Annotated in this window: 18 protein-coding genes; 6 read left to right on the top strand and 12 right to left on the bottom strand. The window is 57.1% G+C overall.

Annotated elements, in window-relative coordinates; translation table 11 throughout:
- Positions 1–73: 73 nt before the first annotated feature.
- On the bottom strand, positions 74–532 hold the full coding sequence (locus GS614_RS09680; RefSeq protein WP_171726125.1) for a hypothetical protein: 459 nt from the start codon (positions 530–532) through the stop codon (positions 74–76).
- A gap of 176 nt (positions 533–708) precedes the next feature.
- Here GS614_RS09680 and GS614_RS09675 point away from each other — a divergent pair, with 176 nt between their 5' ends.
- The 3 genes from GS614_RS09675 to GS614_RS09665 all read left to right on the top strand — a co-directional run bounded on the left by GS614_RS09675 (position 709) and on the right by GS614_RS09665 (position 3,350).
- Complete coding sequence (locus tag GS614_RS09675) at positions 709–996, top strand: hypothetical protein (RefSeq protein ID WP_171119933.1); 288 nt, start codon at positions 709–711, stop codon at positions 994–996.
- Positions 968–1,669 carry a helix-turn-helix domain-containing protein gene (locus GS614_RS09670; RefSeq protein ID WP_171726124.1) on the top strand — a complete coding sequence of 234 codons (702 nt, stop codon included), beginning with the start codon at positions 968–970 and terminating at the stop codon, positions 1,667–1,669. The genes GS614_RS09675 and GS614_RS09670 overlap by 29 nt, the downstream gene beginning before the upstream one ends.
- A gap of 106 nt (positions 1,670–1,775) precedes the next feature.
- Positions 1,776–3,350, top strand: a complete 1,575-nt coding sequence (locus tag GS614_RS09665) for a DUF427 domain-containing protein (RefSeq protein ID WP_171205259.1) — start codon at positions 1,776–1,778, stop codon at positions 3,348–3,350.
- Between the two features lie 100 nt (positions 3,351–3,450).
- Here GS614_RS09665 and GS614_RS09660 read toward each other — a convergent pair whose 3' ends face one another.
- From GS614_RS09660 to GS614_RS09635, 6 genes are all read right to left on the bottom strand, one after another.
- A complete protein-coding gene (locus GS614_RS09660; RefSeq protein WP_171726123.1) occupies positions 3,451–4,245 on the bottom strand; it encodes a DUF1217 domain-containing protein in 795 nt (264 codons plus the stop codon).
- Positions 4,242–4,643, bottom strand: a complete 402-nt coding sequence (flbT, locus tag GS614_RS09655) for a flagellar biosynthesis repressor FlbT (protein ID WP_152459291.1) — start codon at positions 4,641–4,643, stop codon at positions 4,242–4,244. The genes GS614_RS09660 and flbT overlap by 4 nt, the downstream gene beginning before the upstream one ends.
- On the bottom strand, positions 4,643–5,017 hold the full coding sequence (gene flaF, locus GS614_RS09650; RefSeq protein WP_170345565.1) for a flagellar biosynthesis regulator FlaF: 375 nt from the start codon (positions 5,015–5,017) through the stop codon (positions 4,643–4,645). The genes flbT and flaF overlap by 1 nt, the downstream gene beginning before the upstream one ends.
- 77 nt (positions 5,018–5,094) lie before the next feature.
- The gene (locus GS614_RS09645; RefSeq protein ID WP_171119936.1) at positions 5,095–6,306 is read right to left on the bottom strand and encodes a flagellin; all 1,212 of its coding nucleotides are present in this window, start codon (positions 6,304–6,306) and stop codon (positions 5,095–5,097) included.
- 209 nt (positions 6,307–6,515) lie between these two features.
- Positions 6,516–6,875, bottom strand: a complete 360-nt coding sequence (locus tag GS614_RS09640; RefSeq protein WP_152459294.1) for a flagellar biosynthesis protein FlgN — start codon at positions 6,873–6,875, stop codon at positions 6,516–6,518.
- On the bottom strand, positions 6,865–7,140 hold the full coding sequence (locus tag GS614_RS09635) for a rod-binding protein (protein ID WP_171230574.1): 276 nt from the start codon (positions 7,138–7,140) through the stop codon (positions 6,865–6,867). Before GS614_RS09635 ends, GS614_RS09640 begins: the two co-directional genes overlap by 11 nt.
- 110 nt (positions 7,141–7,250) lie before the next feature.
- Here GS614_RS09635 and GS614_RS09630 point away from each other — a divergent pair, with 110 nt between their 5' ends.
- The 3 genes from GS614_RS09630 to GS614_RS09620 are packed head-to-tail and all read left to right on the top strand — an operon-like array spanning position 7,251 to position 10,060.
- The gene (locus tag GS614_RS09630) at positions 7,251–8,474 is read left to right on the top strand and encodes a flagellar hook-length control protein FliK (protein ID WP_171726122.1); all 1,224 of its coding nucleotides are present in this window, start codon (positions 7,251–7,253) and stop codon (positions 8,472–8,474) included.
- Positions 8,475–8,477: 3 nt separating this feature from the next.
- Positions 8,478–9,140 (top strand): flagellar hook capping FlgD N-terminal domain-containing protein, encoded by a 663-nt coding sequence (locus tag GS614_RS09625; protein ID WP_171726121.1) that lies wholly within the window; start codon positions 8,478–8,480, stop codon positions 9,138–9,140.
- Between the two features lie 53 nt (positions 9,141–9,193).
- Positions 9,194–10,060 (top strand): aminoglycoside phosphotransferase family protein, encoded by an 867-nt coding sequence (locus tag GS614_RS09620; protein WP_171726120.1) that lies wholly within the window; start codon positions 9,194–9,196, stop codon positions 10,058–10,060.
- 9 nt (positions 10,061–10,069) lie between these two features.
- Here the strand turns inward: GS614_RS09620 and GS614_RS09615 are convergent, their stop codons facing one another.
- The 5 genes from GS614_RS09615 to GS614_RS09595 all read right to left on the bottom strand — a co-directional run bounded on the left by GS614_RS09615 (position 10,070) and on the right by GS614_RS09595 (position 15,361).
- On the bottom strand, positions 10,070–11,371 hold the full coding sequence (locus tag GS614_RS09615; protein WP_171726119.1) for an FAD-binding oxidoreductase: 1,302 nt from the start codon (positions 11,369–11,371) through the stop codon (positions 10,070–10,072).
- Complete coding sequence (locus GS614_RS09610) at positions 11,368–12,186, bottom strand: ABC transporter permease (protein WP_152459300.1); 819 nt, start codon at positions 12,184–12,186, stop codon at positions 11,368–11,370. The genes GS614_RS09615 and GS614_RS09610 overlap by 4 nt, the downstream gene beginning before the upstream one ends.
- Entirely contained in the window at positions 12,183–13,073 is an 891-nt protein-coding gene (locus GS614_RS09605; protein ID WP_152459301.1) for an ABC transporter permease subunit, read from the bottom strand. Before GS614_RS09605 ends, GS614_RS09610 begins: the two co-directional genes overlap by 4 nt.
- Positions 13,073–14,200 carry an ABC transporter ATP-binding protein gene (locus GS614_RS09600; protein ID WP_171205253.1) on the bottom strand — a complete coding sequence of 376 codons (1,128 nt, stop codon included), beginning with the start codon at positions 14,198–14,200 and terminating at the stop codon, positions 13,073–13,075. The genes GS614_RS09605 and GS614_RS09600 overlap by 1 nt, the downstream gene beginning before the upstream one ends.
- Positions 14,201–14,275: 75 nt before the next feature.
- Positions 14,276–15,361, bottom strand: a complete 1,086-nt coding sequence (locus tag GS614_RS09595) for a polyamine ABC transporter substrate-binding protein (RefSeq protein WP_171726118.1) — start codon at positions 15,359–15,361, stop codon at positions 14,276–14,278.
- Positions 15,362–15,487 lie beyond the last annotated feature (126 nt).

Below are 15,487 nucleotides of genomic sequence, written 5' to 3'. Positions count from 1 at the left end.
AAAAATGAGAGGGCAGCCCACACCGCCCTCTCTCACGCGGCGCGTCTTTGGCGCCGCTCCTGCTCAACCGGCATTACTGGTAAACGACACGGTATCCTTTCTGGCGCAAGCACGCGGGTTCGTATGCCCGCTTGACCTTTTGGCCATTCCAGAAACCGACTTTGCACTCTTGCGGCAGGCTATTGGCATGTTTGTAGTGCTTCTTGAGGCATTTCGGCCCAAGCAACGGATGATCCTGTGAATACCCGTTGAATGTGCGCAGGCAGCGCTGGGGAAGATCATAGCGCGCCACGCGCGGCGGCAGAGGACGCACCGGTTGCGGCGTGTAAGGTGCCGGTGTATAGGTCTGGTCGCGAGTTGCCCGGTCCTTTTTCTTTTCCTTGTTGTAATAGTGAACCCCGGCCCCGATGAGCGCGATGGCCGCCAGCCCGCCAAGAATGTCCTTTGCGTCCGCAGCCCGTGCCTGAGACGCAGAAACCCCGGTTATTGCGACCGCGGTCGCAACGATGAAAGCGATGAATTTCCTGTGCATGATGCGTGTCCTTCATAGTGTTTGGGCGACCGTGTGACGGAGCGCGTCCTGATTGCCCTGACACTGGGGGCGACCGGTCCAGACAAGCAATAACGGCCCGGTGTTATCGGATATCAGTGCCCGCAAACCCCTTGGGTTATTGAATATCGCGGCAACTCATGCGCAGGATGCGGCCTATGAAACAGATCCTCTCTTCTCTGACCTTTGCGGTCCTGATATCGCTTGGCTCTGCTGCGTCTGCGGCGGATTGCTATGCGGATTACAAGGCCAAGAAAGACAACCCGTTGCGTCTGCACTATGGGGTCATTCAGGTCTCGAACTGCGACAAGGGCCAGGCCCAGGCAGAAATCGCCCAGCGCCTGAGCGCGTCAGGCTGGACCTTGCTTGAAGTGCAGTCCGTTTTCGGGCCGGAAGGGTTGGATCAGAGGAAAGGCAATGCCGGAAAATTCTATCTCCGTTTCTGACGCACGCCGGTCGGGGGTCCGTCTGGTCGTGCTGGGCGTCGCAGCCATTGTCGCCATTCTGATCACCGCCGCCGTTTTCCTGTTCTGGACCCTGCCGGACGCCAACGCATTCAACGCGCGGGTCGAGCGATTGTTCATCGAGACCGATCTGACCTCGCAAACCGAAATCCGGTTGCTTGAAATTCTGGCCCAGTCCGGCACCGCCTTCGCCGACACCCTGTCCAGTTATCGGATGGTGATCTATGTGCTGCTGGTTTTTGCCTGCACCATGATGGCCTCGGCGTTGGTCTTTCTGGTGATGCTGGTACTGCTGAACCGACGCATGGCGCAGATCGAACGCACCGGCATTCAGGTGACCTCGTTGCTGATCAGCCGCGAGGAAAACACCGTCTACCTCAACAACATGGATTTCAAACTCACGCCCGCCGCCATGGAAACCCTGTCTGTTCTGGCTGAATCGCGACTGGATGATGAGGTTTTGTCCGGCGCCCAGATCGAGGCGATGATTTCCGGCCGCAATGAGGCCGATTGCGACGAAGCCGCAGGCGCGACGCGGATCAAACGGTTGCGGGATGCGCTTGGCAACCAGATGGTCAGTGAACTTCTGGTCAAGAACATCGCCAAAAAAGGGTATATGCTGTCCATCGAAAAAGACGTGATACAAATGGTCTGAGCCTTGCTGCATGACCGTATGCGTTGGTACTTTTCCCTTCTGCGCCACTTGGAATGTGGGATGCAAAGCCCCATTCTAGAAAAAACCCAGGCAAGGGAGGTCGCATATGAACGTCCACGCCGCACCAAAAATCAATGGGTATGGAATCTCGGTTGAATCGCTGAATGGCAGAATTGCCATTTACCGCAATGATGTGCTTTTGGCTGAAAGCACAGATGCCAAGGTGATGTATGAAACGCGCCTGCCGCCCACGATCTATGTTCCCCGCGCGGATGTCTGTGTTGATCTGAGCGAAGAAACAGATCTGCAAACATTCTGCCCGTTCAAAGGCACTGCCACATATCACGACATCAATCTGGGTTCCGAAAACCTGGCCAATTCTGTCTGGGCCTATGAAGAAGCCCTGCCCGAAAGCGCGGCCATTCAAGGCTGTATCGGCTTTGTGCCCGGCGCCTATACGAAAATCGATCTGGGCGACAACCGCCTTCGTGAACCTGAAGACGGCAACATCAGCGGGCCCCTGATTGATTGGTTGATGCGTGGTGCTTCGACCGCGGCAACACCCGAAAGCTTTACCAAAGCGCTGGCCGAAAAGATGTTGGAGCACGGCATCGCAATACAAAGGCTGAGCATTCTGGCCTGGTCTCTTCATCCCCTGATCGCGGGAAAGCACTATATCTGGGAAAAAGATGAAGAAGAGATTCTGACTAGGGCTCCGACATACGAAATCTATGATCACCCAGCTTTCATCAACAGCCCCTTGCGGCATGTCTCGAACGGCCTGGGTGGCGTGCGGCAAAGGTTGAATGATGAAAACCCGCAAAACAGCTTCCCGATCATGGAGGATCTGCGGGCCAAGGGCGCAACAGATTACGTGGCCATGCCCTTGCCGTTTTCCGACGGGCGCACCAATGTTCTGACGCTGACCTGCGATCACCCGGACGGGTTTACCACCGAAAATCTGGGCCTTGTCTTTGAATGTTCCTCGGTAATCGCCCGTTTCTACGAAGTGTTCATGCAGCGCGAAAACGCGCAGGTCCTGCTGGAAACCTATGTCGGCAAACGCACCGGCGCGCGCGTATTGGGCGGCGAAATCAGGCGAGGTGACGGGGATGAGATCGACGCCGCCATCATGTTCTGCGACCTCCGCAATTCAACGAGCCTTGAAGAGAAGCTGGGCCGGGGCGAGTATATCAATCTCCTGAACGAGTTCTTTGAAACGGTCTCGGGCATTGTTCATGACAACAACGGAGAAGTCCTGAAGTTCATTGGCGACGCTGTGCTGGCCGTCTTCCCTGCAACGGACGAGGATGCCAGTACGGCCCGCACCAATGCCCAGCGCTCGGCGATCAAAATCGTCGAAACTTTGGGAGAGCTGCGCAAAGAAGGTACGGACAGGCATTGCGACTGTTCGATCGGCGTCGCGTATGGGCGTGTCACCTACGGCAATGTGGGATCTCGCGAACGGCTTGATTTCACAGTTATCGGTCAGGCCGCAAACATCGCCGCACGTTTGGGCGAGTTCGGCAAGTCGCAAGGGCACCGCATTGTCGTTTCAGAAGACATCGAACCGGCCTGTTCCAATGCTGTACCGCTGGGAGACGTCAATCTGCACAACGTGTCCCGACCCGTCAGATCATATGCTTTGCGAACCGCAGCCGATGAGATTCTGAACGGTTGAGGCCTTTCGTTGCAGTTCTGAAGAAAACCGCATTGCCTTGATCAGCGTGACGCCCTTGCGATCATGCTCCACCGATCACTTCGATCCGGAGGCGTTCTGCTCAAGCGGCCCCCAACAAGATCAATGCGGTCTGCGCCGGCGAGATCGTGTTCTGAAGTTGCGAAATCTGACTTCTGGCCAAATAGGTGTCGGTCAGTTTCTCGATGGACTTTGGGTTCGAAAACTGTGCCAGATCCTCCGAGCCGGTCAGTTTGAGCAACCTGGCCTTGAACTCGACCAGTTGTTTGTCAATGTCCAGCTGCGCAAAGGATGACGGCAGTCCAAGTGCCGTTTCCATCATGCTGCGCAAGGGCGGCAACCCCATCAGATCGAACCACTTTGTGTCTGCGCTTGAGGTTCTGTTGGCAAGATCTGAAAGCTCTCGTTGTGCATGGAGCGAAATACGCATCGTTTCATCCGACTCGCCAACGGCAATTTCAAACCGGGCCGTCAAATTGGCCTGGGCGATTTGCTCCATGTCGGACGTCAGCGCGGTTTTTCGGACAGCACCGGGACCAAACCCAAAGGCGTCAGAAAATTCCCGGTATCGCTTGTCGGCCAATCGATTGGACAACGCGTCATCCGCCTGTGCCCCATCCTCGAGGATTTTGCGTATGAAAAACCGGTTGTCCAAATCTCCCTCCAAGCCGAACGCACCCAAAGCGACCTGCAACAACCTGCGATCCGAAACCAGCTCTTCGGCGGATTGGATTTTCCCAATGTTGTCCAGAAAATACTTTGTCTCTCTTTCATTCGCAGCGGACGACGAAAAACTCTGGAGCTGACCTTCATAGGTACGTTGCAGAAACCGCCAGCCCACGATTCCGCCGCTTGGGATGACCGGTTGGAATGTCATTGCTGGTAAGCCATCAGCCGCTCTTCGCGCGGCAGAAGCGAGCGAAGCGATTTGAGGCACTTGTAATAATGCTCTGCAACCAGGGCATCCGTGGCTTCGGCCAAGACCCGACGGCTATCTGCATCCGTAAAAACCTGGCTCAGCTCTTCCACGCGGCGCAACAATTGCTGACGTGCTTGGCCAGGTTCGATGTCCCCCGACAATACAAGCTGCGCGGCATAACAGACGCGGCGCACCGGCGTATTCACCTCATCCGGATGAATCGCATCCCGCAGTCGAAGTACATTTGCCTGTGGCGTCATGATCGAAAACCGGCCGCGGCGATCGCCGTTCTCAATCACGACCCCGTTGATCAGAACCCTTTCTTTCGGGGCAAGCTTCAGGACCAAACCACTCATCAAGTTGCCCTCATCTGGCGCAATCCGCGCAATACGGCCGTGTTGATTTCCACCAACGGTTCAACGGTTGCGCCGTCTCCCAGAACGCGGCTGCTGTGTTGTTCGGTGAATTCGGCAAGGTAGAAGATCCTGGCTCTCAGGTCGTTGGGCAGGGCATTCTCGGAATCGGCAACGCCGGTGGCGAGCACCCCCCATAGCCGCCGGTTTTCGTGCACGGCCTGTACAAAGCCCGAAAAATCCGTTGCCTTTTGTGCCGTTGCTGCCTTCAGACGCCGTGTGATCCTTGAAATCGCTTCGTATTCCGTGTCTCGAGGCGTCCGAGTCGGCGCGGCGGTTTGCGCATAGGTTTGATGGGCTAGGGTTTGCGGTGTCACTTGAAATCCTTCCAAAGGGCCGTCATCAGGCAGTCATTGATGGGGCGCGAAGACCGCGCCCCAACCGATTTCGCGAATTAGCGGAACAGCGACAGAATCGACTGCGGTGCCTGATTGGCGATCGAAAGCGACTGCGTCGCCAACTGTTGCTGAACCTGAAGCGCCTGCAACCGCGCCGAAGTCTCTTCCATGTCCGCGTCGACCAGCGAACCGATACCTGACTTGAACGAGTCGGACAGGTTCGAGATGAACTCTTTCTGAGTTTCGATCCGGCTTTGAGAGGAACCGAAAGCAGCCGACGCGTCGATCGAAGTATCGATCAGCGACTCAACGGCGGCCAGGGCAGCGGTCGCACCCGCACCGGTCGAAACATCAATGCCGGCCAGCGCGCCCAGACCACCTGCACCGGCGTTCACGAATTGAGCCGAAAACGAAATGTCCGAGCCCGTACCGTTGGTAACAGACAAAGTTCCGGCTGTACCCGAGTCATAATCGACGGTCAGACCGGTAATCCCAAGCTCTTCAATCTTCGATTTCAACCCAACAGCAACCAGATCACCGGTTGTTGTCGCGGCAGCGTCTTCGGCGGAAACGGTATAGGATACGACCTGATCGTTGATCGCTACGACGACCTTGTCCCCGGCGGCAAAAACACCGCTGGATTCGTCGGTGACCAGCGCGGTTGCGGCGGTTGCGCCGTTATCGATGGTTGCGCCGACGCGATCGTTGCCTGTCGATGCGCCGGTCGAACCGTCAAAAACCTGCTTGGTGACATAACCACCGGTCGACAGGTTCTGCCCTGCAACGGTGATGGACGACGAGGTCACAGCACCTGTGTTGTCACGATCCAGCGATGCAAGGATCGAAGCGGAACCGGCAGAGCCGTCAACCAGGTTCAGACCATTGAACTGCGCCGCACTGACGACGGACGCGATCTGATCTTTCAGTGCAGTCACATCATCATTGATTTTGCCGCGATCAACGTTGTCTTCCTGCGCCGCGACGATCTTGCCTTTCATCTGGGTCAGCAGATCAGTGACGGTTTCCGCGGCGTTCCGCGCAACGGCGACGGTCGATTCGCCAAGCGCAAGACTGTCCTTGATCGCGTTGAAACCTTTGACGTCCGACTCCATCACTTTGGAAATCGCCCAAACTGCTGAGTTGTCCTTGGCCGTTGCGACATCCTTGCCGGTCGAGATTGCGTTCTGGGTCATCGCCAGGTTTTTGTTGACCGACTTGAGAGTCTGCAGCGCAACCATCGCGCCATTGTTTGTCAGAATGCTGGACATAGCTTTCATCCTTTTCCGTTCGGGCCATTTTGCCCATGTTCACCCCGCACTATTTGCGGGCATTGGTGTCTTTCTGACCTGTGCGACGCGCCGCGTGGCCGTTCGCGCCACCTGTTGATCTCAGGTGCAACACCAATTTTGAACCCGATCCCCTAACGGAGTGCTAAAGCGCCCGGCCCAGAAATTTCGGATTTGAATCAAACTTCTGCCTATGCCCGCTTTTCCAGCTTTGCCGTGCTGCGCACCGCGAATTCACTTCGCTGTCCGTCTGCACCATAGGTGCTGAATTCCTGCCGAACGCGCCGCAATTCAGCCATTCGGCTGGCGACCGCCCGGATGCCTTCAGCCGCGCTGTTCAGCAGCGCCTGATTGCGCTCGGCTTTCTGTTGAACGCGAATCAGTGCCTCACTTTCCAGCACCTGAAGATCATTGATTGCCCCGATCAGCTTTTCTTTTTCAGGCACCATGCTGGACAAACGGTCCAGATCTCCCTGTACAAGTGCGGCACGTTCCAAATCCAGGACTTCTTCCAAAGACTTGATCAACGCTTTATCGGCCTTAGACGTCATCGGTTTTCTCCATCAGTGACTTGAACAGAATTTCGGAAAGGCCCACGCCGCCGGACCGGGCCAGTTGCTGCGCCTGATGTTGAACAAGCATCGAAGAAAACTGATCCTCACCGGCGCCACCGCCAAAGGACTGACGGGTCTTTCCCAACCCGGCAGATTTCAGCATTTCGGCCAGAAACGCGGCCTCAAGCTCTATGGCGGCGTTTTTCAGCCGGGTCTGGGGTGACTGTGATTGAGATACGTGAGGAAGGGTTGAAACCTTCATGGCATTCTCCGAATTTGCTTCGAACTTTCTCGATCAAAGGTGAAAGCGGTTAAAATAAACGTAACTTCCTACAGGCAGTGTTCCGACCAGTTACACGGAGCCGGAGCAAAATGCCCACCCCCCTAACGCTGGCGAACGCAACGCCGACCACACCCGAGAAAGCCGTCACATCGCGTAAGGCTCCGGGCCAAAACACTGGCTCAGAAAGCTTTCAGGTTGTCCTCGGGCAAGAGGTTGGTGCCACCGGCCACCCAGAAGGCGAAAACGCTGCCATCAATGCCGAACTGAAAAGTGTCGAAGCAGTGCCCGAACCTGTGCCGGAGACATCGGCCGAGGCATCTGCAACGGCCCATCCCACCCCGATTTCAGAACACATCGGCGAACAGCAACCCCCTTCTGCATTCCTGGAAACCCCGGACTTGGGCAAGGTAAAGGTGGTGCCGGTTCGGGTGGCGGAGGTAAAACAAGCACCCTCGGAAATACCGGATCAACCACCGGTATCGGTACCAAAAGGTTTGCCCACACAAAGCGACACACCTTCCCCGGTTCCGGCGCTCTCGCAGAAGGTGCAGGGTCCGACGCCCCAACCTGTGCACGTGACAGCCATGACCGAAATCGGCCAGATGTTTGATCAGCTTGCAAAGCCCAAAGGCACGGTCGAACAAACGGGGGCCGTCCCCCTCCCGCTGGACCCTGAAAAGAAGCCGTTGCCCGAAGTGAACATTCTGACGCCCAAATCGTCAGCGCCTGACCGGGCGCCCTCGGTGGCGCAGCTTCAGCTGATGGCAACTGCCGTTGAAGCCGAACCCGTGGCACCCGTTGTCGAAGCTGAGGCCCTGCCTGCCGCCAGAGAGGAACCTTTGCCGCTGACCTCGCGTGAGTCTGTGCCTCAACTCACCGCTCCGTCCACTGCCGCCCGAGCGGAAATCGCCCGGGCGATTGCTGGTCAGCTGTCGGTAGCCGTCCAGACCCGCACCGGATCAGGAGCAACGGAAATAGCGCTGAATCCGGAAGAGCTTGGACGTGTGTCGATTGTTCTGAACGGCCGGGAGGACGGCCTGCAAATCACCATTGCGACCGAGCGCCCGAAAACCCTCGATTTAATGCGGCGTCATTTATCCGTTCTGACAGAAGAGTTTCAGAAGCTGGGTTATGGGGATCTGAGCTTTGATCTGGGAACCTCTTGGGGTTCTGGCGCACATCAAAAGGATGCAAACGACGCTGACACACAATCCCCTTCACAATCAGAAGCTGCGCCGCATGAACGGATCGATCACACAACTTCCCACACACAGTATCTGGCCTCGGGCCGGGGCATCGACATGAGGTTTTGACAAATGATTACGCCTGTCAACACCACGCAGCCCGTTGCGGATCAACAAAAGGCCGGGGCATCTCAGAATTCCGCGATTACGTCGGACTTTGAGACATTCTTGCTGATGCTAACGGCGCAGGCAAAGAATCAGGATCCGTTGGAGCCGATGGATTCGACCGAATTTGCGTCTCAGCTGGCGCAGTTCTCGATGGTCGAGCAACAAGTCCAGACCAATGACCTCTTGTCCAACCTGGCCACCGCATTGGGCGGCACGAAACTGAACGAGCTTGCAAGCTGGGTGGGCATGGACGTCCGCTCGACATCAGCCTTTCACTTTGACGGCCAGCCCGTGACATTGTTCGCCCAGGCCGACCCTGATGCGGACGCGACGAAATTGGTTATCCGCGACAGTGATGGCACGGTAATCGATAATGTCACCGTGCCCACGACAACCGAGGAGTTTGTTTGGGCCGGAGTGGATTCTTCGGGCAATCCATTGGCATCAGGCAACTACACCGCAACCCTGGAAAGCTACAAGGGCGACAAGTTGCTCTCTGAAAAACCTGTCGCCGCCTACAATCGCGTCGTCGAAGCACAGGTTGGCGACGATGCTGTTTTGCTGACCTTGCAGGGCGGTCAAGTGATTCCCGCAACTCAGGTCACCGCAGTCCGAACTGGTGCTTGATCTGTCGGGCGGGACGGGCCAAACCTTGGCAAATCGACTCGCCATAAGAAGTGATGGAACCTCTGACCGACCTGCCTGCCCCCCCTCGTGATCTGGTTGACCATCTTCACGCGCAAGGATTGGTCAACGCGCATCCTCGGTTCGCGACCTTGTACGGCGGGCGCACCAACAGGGTGTGGAAGGTCAAGGGCCGCGACAGTGACAAAGTCCTGAAACTCTACAGCACGGCATTGCGCAATCCTTTGTTTCGCAATGATGCAGAGTTGGAGGCCCAATGCCTGAAGGCGCTTGGCACCACGGGTTTCGTGCCAAGGCTGCGGGCCACAGGGCAATACGATGAAGCCCGTTGGGTGTTTTACGACCACGCCCCCGGAGCCCCCTGGCGGCAGGATTCAGCACAGGTTGGCGCCTTGCTGCGCAAGCTTCATACCCTGCCCATTGCCGTCCAGGCGCCAGCCGGATGCAATGGCAGCGCAGACTTGCGCGCTCATGGAAAAAGAATTCTGCAAGGCTGTACTTCAAACGGGCGCGACAAACTCGCTGATTTGCAACCATCAAATTCGGTCGCACCCACGCAACAGACGTGCCTGATCCATGGCGACCCCGTGGCAGGCAATATCCTGGTGGCGACCGGTGGTCTGACCTTGATCGACTGGCAATGCCCGGCCCTGGGCGATCCCTGCGAAGACCTTGCGCTGTTTTTGTCGCCTGCAATGCAGCAGCTTTACCGAGGCTCACCGCTGTCGAAGAAAGAGGAAGACCAGTTTCTTTCGGCCTACGGCAGGCCCGAAATCGTCGCGCGCTATGAACAACTCAGGCCATGGTATGCGTGGCGCATGGCGACGTATTGCCTCTGGCGCGCTGAAAATGGTGCGCCCGATTACGCGACAGGGTTGAACTTGGAAACCGCAATTCTGTAACGCCCCGCCTCATCGCAGGTCGGCCAGCGCCAGCATGGCGTAGGCTGGCGGCATGAGCACACGGCGCCAGCGACCCAAAGGAAACCGACCCGGTGTTTGCATCATCACGACCGGCAGCCTGGCGTCCTGCCCCAGAACCAACCGCGCCAATGCTCGACCGCAATACGTGCCCATGGCGACGCCATTGCCGTGATATGCAAAACCGGCAAACATCCCCGGTTGATCCGGAACGGGGCCGACAAAAGGTGTCAGGGCCCGCGACAGGCACACCAAACCGGACCAGATATGAGTGACCTCGACCGTCGACCAAGCAGGAAACATATGTTTGAAATCCTGCTGAACCTTTCGCCGAATGGCTGCTTCAGCCTCTGCCGATGACCGCAGGCCGCCCCTCATACCAAACAGAAAGCGCCCGTCCGGCATCAGGCGGAAATAGTGCAACAGATTGCGCGTATCATAGCACATCTGATCCGATGTCCATCCCTGTGCCATCTGCTCGGTTCGACCAAGGGGTCGCGTTACCATGACGGTCGACTGAGCAGGCATGTATCGTCCGGACATCCAGGCCGGGATATCCTCGCTGGAATAGCCGTTGGTACACACCAACACCGCCTGCGCTTTGACTGTCCCGCTCTGCGTTTGCAACACAAAGCCGGACGCCGTTTTTTCAACGCTCAGAACCGGGGAATTCCGGAACAGATGCGCGCCCATTGCTTCGGCGGCTCGGGCAATCCCGAACAGGTATTTGCGGGGATTCAACCCGAAACCAACCGGCGAAGTGTATCCACCATGAAACGCGCCACCCATGCCCTTCGCGGGCAGGTCTCTGGCTTCGTGCAGGGTTCCCGCCTCGTCGGCATTGCGGCGTAGCATGTCCATCGCCCGCCTGGAATGCGCCAGCTGGGTTTCCCCGCTGGAGTGGGTATCCGCATCGATCTGATGCTGTGCCAACAGATCGGCGACCAGTCGGACCGCTTCCTGTTCCGCTGCCGCATAGTCCAAGGCAGCATCGAGGCCAAACCGGCGCTGCATGGATTCGTAGCCAAGCTTTGAGCCGCCAAGACAGCAAAACCCACCATTGCGGCCCGAGGCTCCCCACCCCGGTGCGCCGGCTTCGAACACCGCAACCGAAGCGTTTTCAGCCAAATGCAGAGCAGCCGAAACGCCTGTAAATCCGCCCCCAATGATGGCCACATCCACATGCATGCCGCCTTGAACCTCTGGCCAATCCGGGCTGGCAACGGTTTCGTCCCACCAACAGCCGTCGCGAGGGTCGCTGCCATAGGCGTAGTCTGGAAAAATCCGCTTCATTCGGTGCGCGCGGCAGCCATTTCGTCCTGCTGCTGCCGTACCATCGCGCGTTTGGTCACAAGCGAGGCCGTGATTACCCCGACCGTCACCACAGCGATCATGATCGTCGACAACGCGTTGATTTCCGGGCTGACGCCAAGGCGCACGGCCGAGAATATCTTGATCGGCAATGTCGTTGCCGACGGCCCCGAAGTGAAGGATGCAATCACCAGATCATCAAGTGACAAGGTGAAGGCCAGCAACCAACCCGAGATTACCGCAGGTGCGATGATCGGAAGGGTGACAAGACGGAAGGCTTGCGCGGGCGAACATCCAAGGTCCAGCGCAGCCTCTTCCAACGACCGGTCAAAGGTGATGAGGCGCGAGGATACGACAACGGAAACGAAACACATCGAAAAGGTCGTATGCGCCAGAACGATGGTCAGAATACCCCGATCCAGGCCGATGCCGATAAACAGCAAAAGCAGCGACAGGCCGGTGATCACTTCGGGCATGACCAGCGGTGCATAGATCATGCCGGAAAACAGTGTCCGGCCAAAGAAACGCCCGCTGCGGACCAGCACATAAGCGGCGGCCGTTCCCAGAATAGTCGCCAGCGTCGACGAAAAGACCGCGACCCGGATCGTGACCCAGGCAGCATCAAGGAACGCTTCGTTCCGAAGCAGCTCTCCGTACCATTTCGTCGAAAACCCGGCCCAGACCGTGACCAGCTTGCTTTCGTTGAAGCTGAAGACGATCAGGATGATCATCGGGATGTACAGAAACGCAAAACCCAGCGTCAGCGAAACCGTGTTGAACCAGCTCAATCTGTTCATCCCTCGGCCTCCGCCTGTTTCTGCTGGTTGCGCTGGAACAGCACGATGGGAATGACAAGGATCAGCAGCAGCACGATGGCCACCGCACTTGCCACCGGCCAGTCACGGTTCGAAAAGAACTCTTCCCACAGAACCTTGCCGATCATCAGCGTACCGGAACCACCCAGAAGGGATGGGATCACGAATTCACCGATCACGGGGATCATCACCAGGAAACACCCTGCAATGATACCGGGTTTGGACAGCGGGATGGTCACCAGCCAGAAGGCCTGCAAACGGGAACACCCCAGATCCTCGGCCGCTTCGATCAATGATCCGTCCAACCGTTCCAACGCAGAATAGATCGGCAGGATCATGAAAGGCAGATAGGTGTAGACGATGCCGATATAGACGGCAGTTGACGTGTTCAGGATCGTCAGCGGCGTCGAGATGATGCCGGTCCACAGTAAGATCTGGTTGAGATACCCTTCGTTCGACAGAATGCCCATCCAAGCGTAAACCCGGATCAGGAACGAGGTCCAGAAGGGCAGGATGACCAGCATCATCAGTGTCGGTCGCCATTCCTGAGGCGCGCGGGCCATGCCGTAGGCAATGGGATAACCTACCAGCAGTGTCAGGAATGTCGAAATCAAAGCGATCTTGACGCTGGACAGGTAGGCTTTCCAATACAGGTCGTCCTCGGTCAGCCAGACATAATTCTCCAGATCAAGCTGGCTGAAAAACTCCTTTATCCCCGCCCAACCGGCTGACAGGTCCAAAGTCGGGGTATAAGGCGGGATGGCAAGCGCGGTATCCGACAGCGAAATCTTCAGAACGATGAAGAATGGCACCAGAAACAGGGCCAACAGCCAGACGTAAGGAATGGCGATCAGAACGGCGCGGCGCATCAGTTGGCCAGCAGAACCGCAGCCGTGGCTGTCCAGGACAGCCAGACCGGGTCTTCCCAGGTGAAAGAACGGCGCGAGATGCGGCGAGTATTGGCCGTCTGCGCCTTGATGATTGTGCCGTTTGCCAATTCAACGTGATAGGTGGACAGATTGCCCAGATAGGCAATGTCGTGAACCTTGCCCTGCACGGCGTTGACCGCATCGACGGGCCGTTCGGCAGAGATCGTCACTTTCTCGGGGCGGATCGCCAGATGGCAGGGCTGACCGTCTGAGAAACCGGCAGGCGAAGATGCCGTGAACGGGGCCTGACCTTCGGCCCAATCGATCTGATAGGCGTCCTCTCCGGATGGCGTCGCGCGGCCTTCGATGATGTTCACATCTCCGATGAAGTCAGCGACATAAACAGATTCAGGGTTTTCATAGATCCGATCCGGGGTGGCCACTTGCTTTAACTGGCCCTGATCCATCACCGCGACGCGGGTGGCAACTGTCATCGCCTCTTCCTGATCATGGGTGACGATGACAAAGGTGGTGCCGGTCTTTTCCTGGATATCCATCAATTCGAACTGGGTATCCTGACGCAGCTTCTTGTCCAACGCCCCCAGCGGTTCATCCAGCAGCAGAAGCTTGGGCGCTTTGGCCAACGAGCGCGCCAGTGCGACGCGCTGCCTCTGACCGCCCGAGATCTGATGCGGTTTGCGACGGGCGAACTGTTCCAGCCGGGTCAGGCGCAGCATCTCTTCGACCCGGTCTTCCAGATCGTGCTTGGGCATGTTGTCTCGGCGCAGACCGAAAGCGATGTTTTCCCAGACACTCAGATGCGGGAACAGGGCATAGGACTGGAACATCATGTTCACGGCCCGCTTGTTCGGCGGGATGGGGTCGATATCCTGCCCGCCCAGCAAGATGTGGCCTTCGGTCGGGGTCTCGAACCCGGCCAGCATCCGCATCATCGTTGTTTTGCCGCACCCTGAAGGGCCTAGCAGGGCAAAAAACTCACGTTCGAAAATATCCAGAGACAGGTTGTCGATCGCCGTGAACTCGCCAAAGCGCTTGGTCACGTTCTGGAACTGGATCAAGGGTTTCGCCTGTGGGTCATTCCACGGCGCAAAAACGTCAGAACTCAAAGCAGCCCCCGCATGGTCAGTTTGGACAATAGTGCGGCGGGGCGATCGCCAGACCGCCCCGCGCTTTTGACCGGATCAGGTGCCTGACTTGATCTTGGTCCAAAGACGGGTCACGACCCGCTGTGTCTTCGCGGGGTACGGAGTCGTGATGTACAGGTTCTGCATCGTGGCTTCATCCGGATAAATTGCCGGATCGCCGATCACGTCTTCCTCAAGAAATTCCTGAGACGCCTTGTTGCCGTTGGCGTAGTACACGTAGTTGGACGCAGCAGCCATGTTGTTGGCATCCAGAATGAAATTCAGGAATTTGTGCGCACCTTCCGGATTCGGCGCGTCGGCGGGAATTGCCATCTGGTCGAACCACATCAACGACCCTTCTGCGAACGGGTGGTATTCGATGTTCACACCGTTGTCGGCTTCGGCCGCGCGGTCCCGCGCCTGCAAAATATCACCGGACCAACCCACGGCTACGCAAATATCGCCATTGGCCAGCGCGTTGATGTATTCCGAACTGTGAAACTTCTGGATGTAGGGGCGAACGCTTGTCAGAACGTCTTCGACCTTCTTGATCACTTCCGGGTCATGGCTGTCGGGGTCTTCACCGATGTACTGCAAGGTCATCGGTATCATTTCGGCTGGCGCATCAAGGAAGTGAACGCCACACGAGGCCAGCTTTTCCATATTCTCCGGCTTCAGAACCAAATCCATGCTGTTCAAGGCCACGTCGTCACCCAAGACTTCCTTGACCTTGTCGACGTTCACACCGATGCCCGTCGTTCCCCACATGTAGTTGATCGAGTAGGCATTGTTCGGATCATACCCTGCGGTACGCTCCTGAATCACGTCCCACAGATTTACCGCATTCGGCAACTTGGCCATGTCCAGTTCCTGAAATGCGCCCGCCTGAATCTGACGTTGCAGGAATGTGCCCGACGGCACCACCACATCGTATCCCGAACCACCGGCCAGCATCTTGGTTTCCAGAACCTCATTGCTGTCGAACACATCGTAAATCAGGGTCAGACCGGTTTCTTCCTCGAATTTGCTCAGCAAATCTTCGTCGATATAGTCGGACCAGTTGTAAACACGCACCTCTTCGGCGAATGCCGCCGAAGTCCCCAATGCGATGACCGCTGTCATGGTCAGCGTTTTGATTGTCATATTCTTCTCCCTGCAAGTGTACGGCTATTTTCCCGTTTTTTTGGATTTGATCAAGTTTTGCGTTTTTCCTCGATCCAGCGTATGGTTTCACGAGGTCTGTCACCTGACAAGTCAGGGTTAGTCGAA

This window comes from Ruegeria sp. HKCCD6604 (assembly GCF_013110635.1).
Lineage (GTDB): Bacteria > Pseudomonadota > Alphaproteobacteria > Rhodobacterales > Rhodobacteraceae > Ruegeria.
This window is presented reverse-complemented; position numbering and strand designations above follow the sequence as displayed.

Excerpts from the sequence above, each read along its gene's own strand:
- GS614_RS09680 (WP_171726125.1), bottom strand. The coding sequence starts at position 532 with ATGCACAGGAAATTCATCGCTTTCATCGTTGCGACCGCGGTCGCAATA.
- GS614_RS09675 (WP_171119933.1), top strand. The coding sequence starts at position 709 with ATGAAACAGATCCTCTCTTCTCTGACCTTTGCGGTCCTGATATCGCTT.
- GS614_RS09670 (WP_171726124.1), top strand. The coding sequence starts at position 968 with ATGCCGGAAAATTCTATCTCCGTTTCTGACGCACGCCGGTCGGGGGTC.
- GS614_RS09665 (WP_171205259.1), top strand. The coding sequence starts at position 1,776 with ATGAACGTCCACGCCGCACCAAAAATCAATGGGTATGGAATCTCGGTT.
- GS614_RS09660 (WP_171726123.1), bottom strand. The coding sequence starts at position 4,245 with ATGACATTCCAACCGGTCATCCCAAGCGGCGGAATCGTGGGCTGGCGG.
- flbT (WP_152459291.1), bottom strand. The coding sequence starts at position 4,643 with ATGAGTGGTTTGGTCCTGAAGCTTGCCCCGAAAGAAAGGGTTCTGATC.
- GS614_RS09645 (WP_171119936.1), bottom strand. The coding sequence starts at position 6,306 with ATGTCCAGCATTCTGACAAACAATGGCGCGATGGTTGCGCTGCAGACT.
- GS614_RS09640 (WP_152459294.1), bottom strand. The coding sequence starts at position 6,875 with ATGACGTCTAAGGCCGATAAAGCGTTGATCAAGTCTTTGGAAGAAGTC.
- GS614_RS09635 (WP_171230574.1), bottom strand. The coding sequence starts at position 7,140 with ATGAAGGTTTCAACCCTTCCTCACGTATCTCAATCACAGTCACCCCAG.
- GS614_RS09630 (WP_171726122.1), top strand. The coding sequence starts at position 7,251 with ATGCCCACCCCCCTAACGCTGGCGAACGCAACGCCGACCACACCCGAG.
- GS614_RS09625 (WP_171726121.1), top strand. The coding sequence starts at position 8,478 with ATGATTACGCCTGTCAACACCACGCAGCCCGTTGCGGATCAACAAAAG.
- GS614_RS09620 (WP_171726120.1), top strand. The coding sequence starts at position 9,194 with ATGGAACCTCTGACCGACCTGCCTGCCCCCCCTCGTGATCTGGTTGAC.
- GS614_RS09615 (WP_171726119.1), bottom strand. The coding sequence starts at position 11,371 with ATGAAGCGGATTTTTCCAGACTACGCCTATGGCAGCGACCCTCGCGAC.
- GS614_RS09610 (WP_152459300.1), bottom strand. The coding sequence starts at position 12,186 with ATGAACAGATTGAGCTGGTTCAACACGGTTTCGCTGACGCTGGGTTTT.
- GS614_RS09605 (WP_152459301.1), bottom strand. The coding sequence starts at position 13,073 with ATGCGCCGCGCCGTTCTGATCGCCATTCCTTACGTCTGGCTGTTGGCC.
- GS614_RS09595 (WP_171726118.1), bottom strand. The coding sequence starts at position 15,361 with ATGACAATCAAAACGCTGACCATGACAGCGGTCATCGCATTGGGGACT.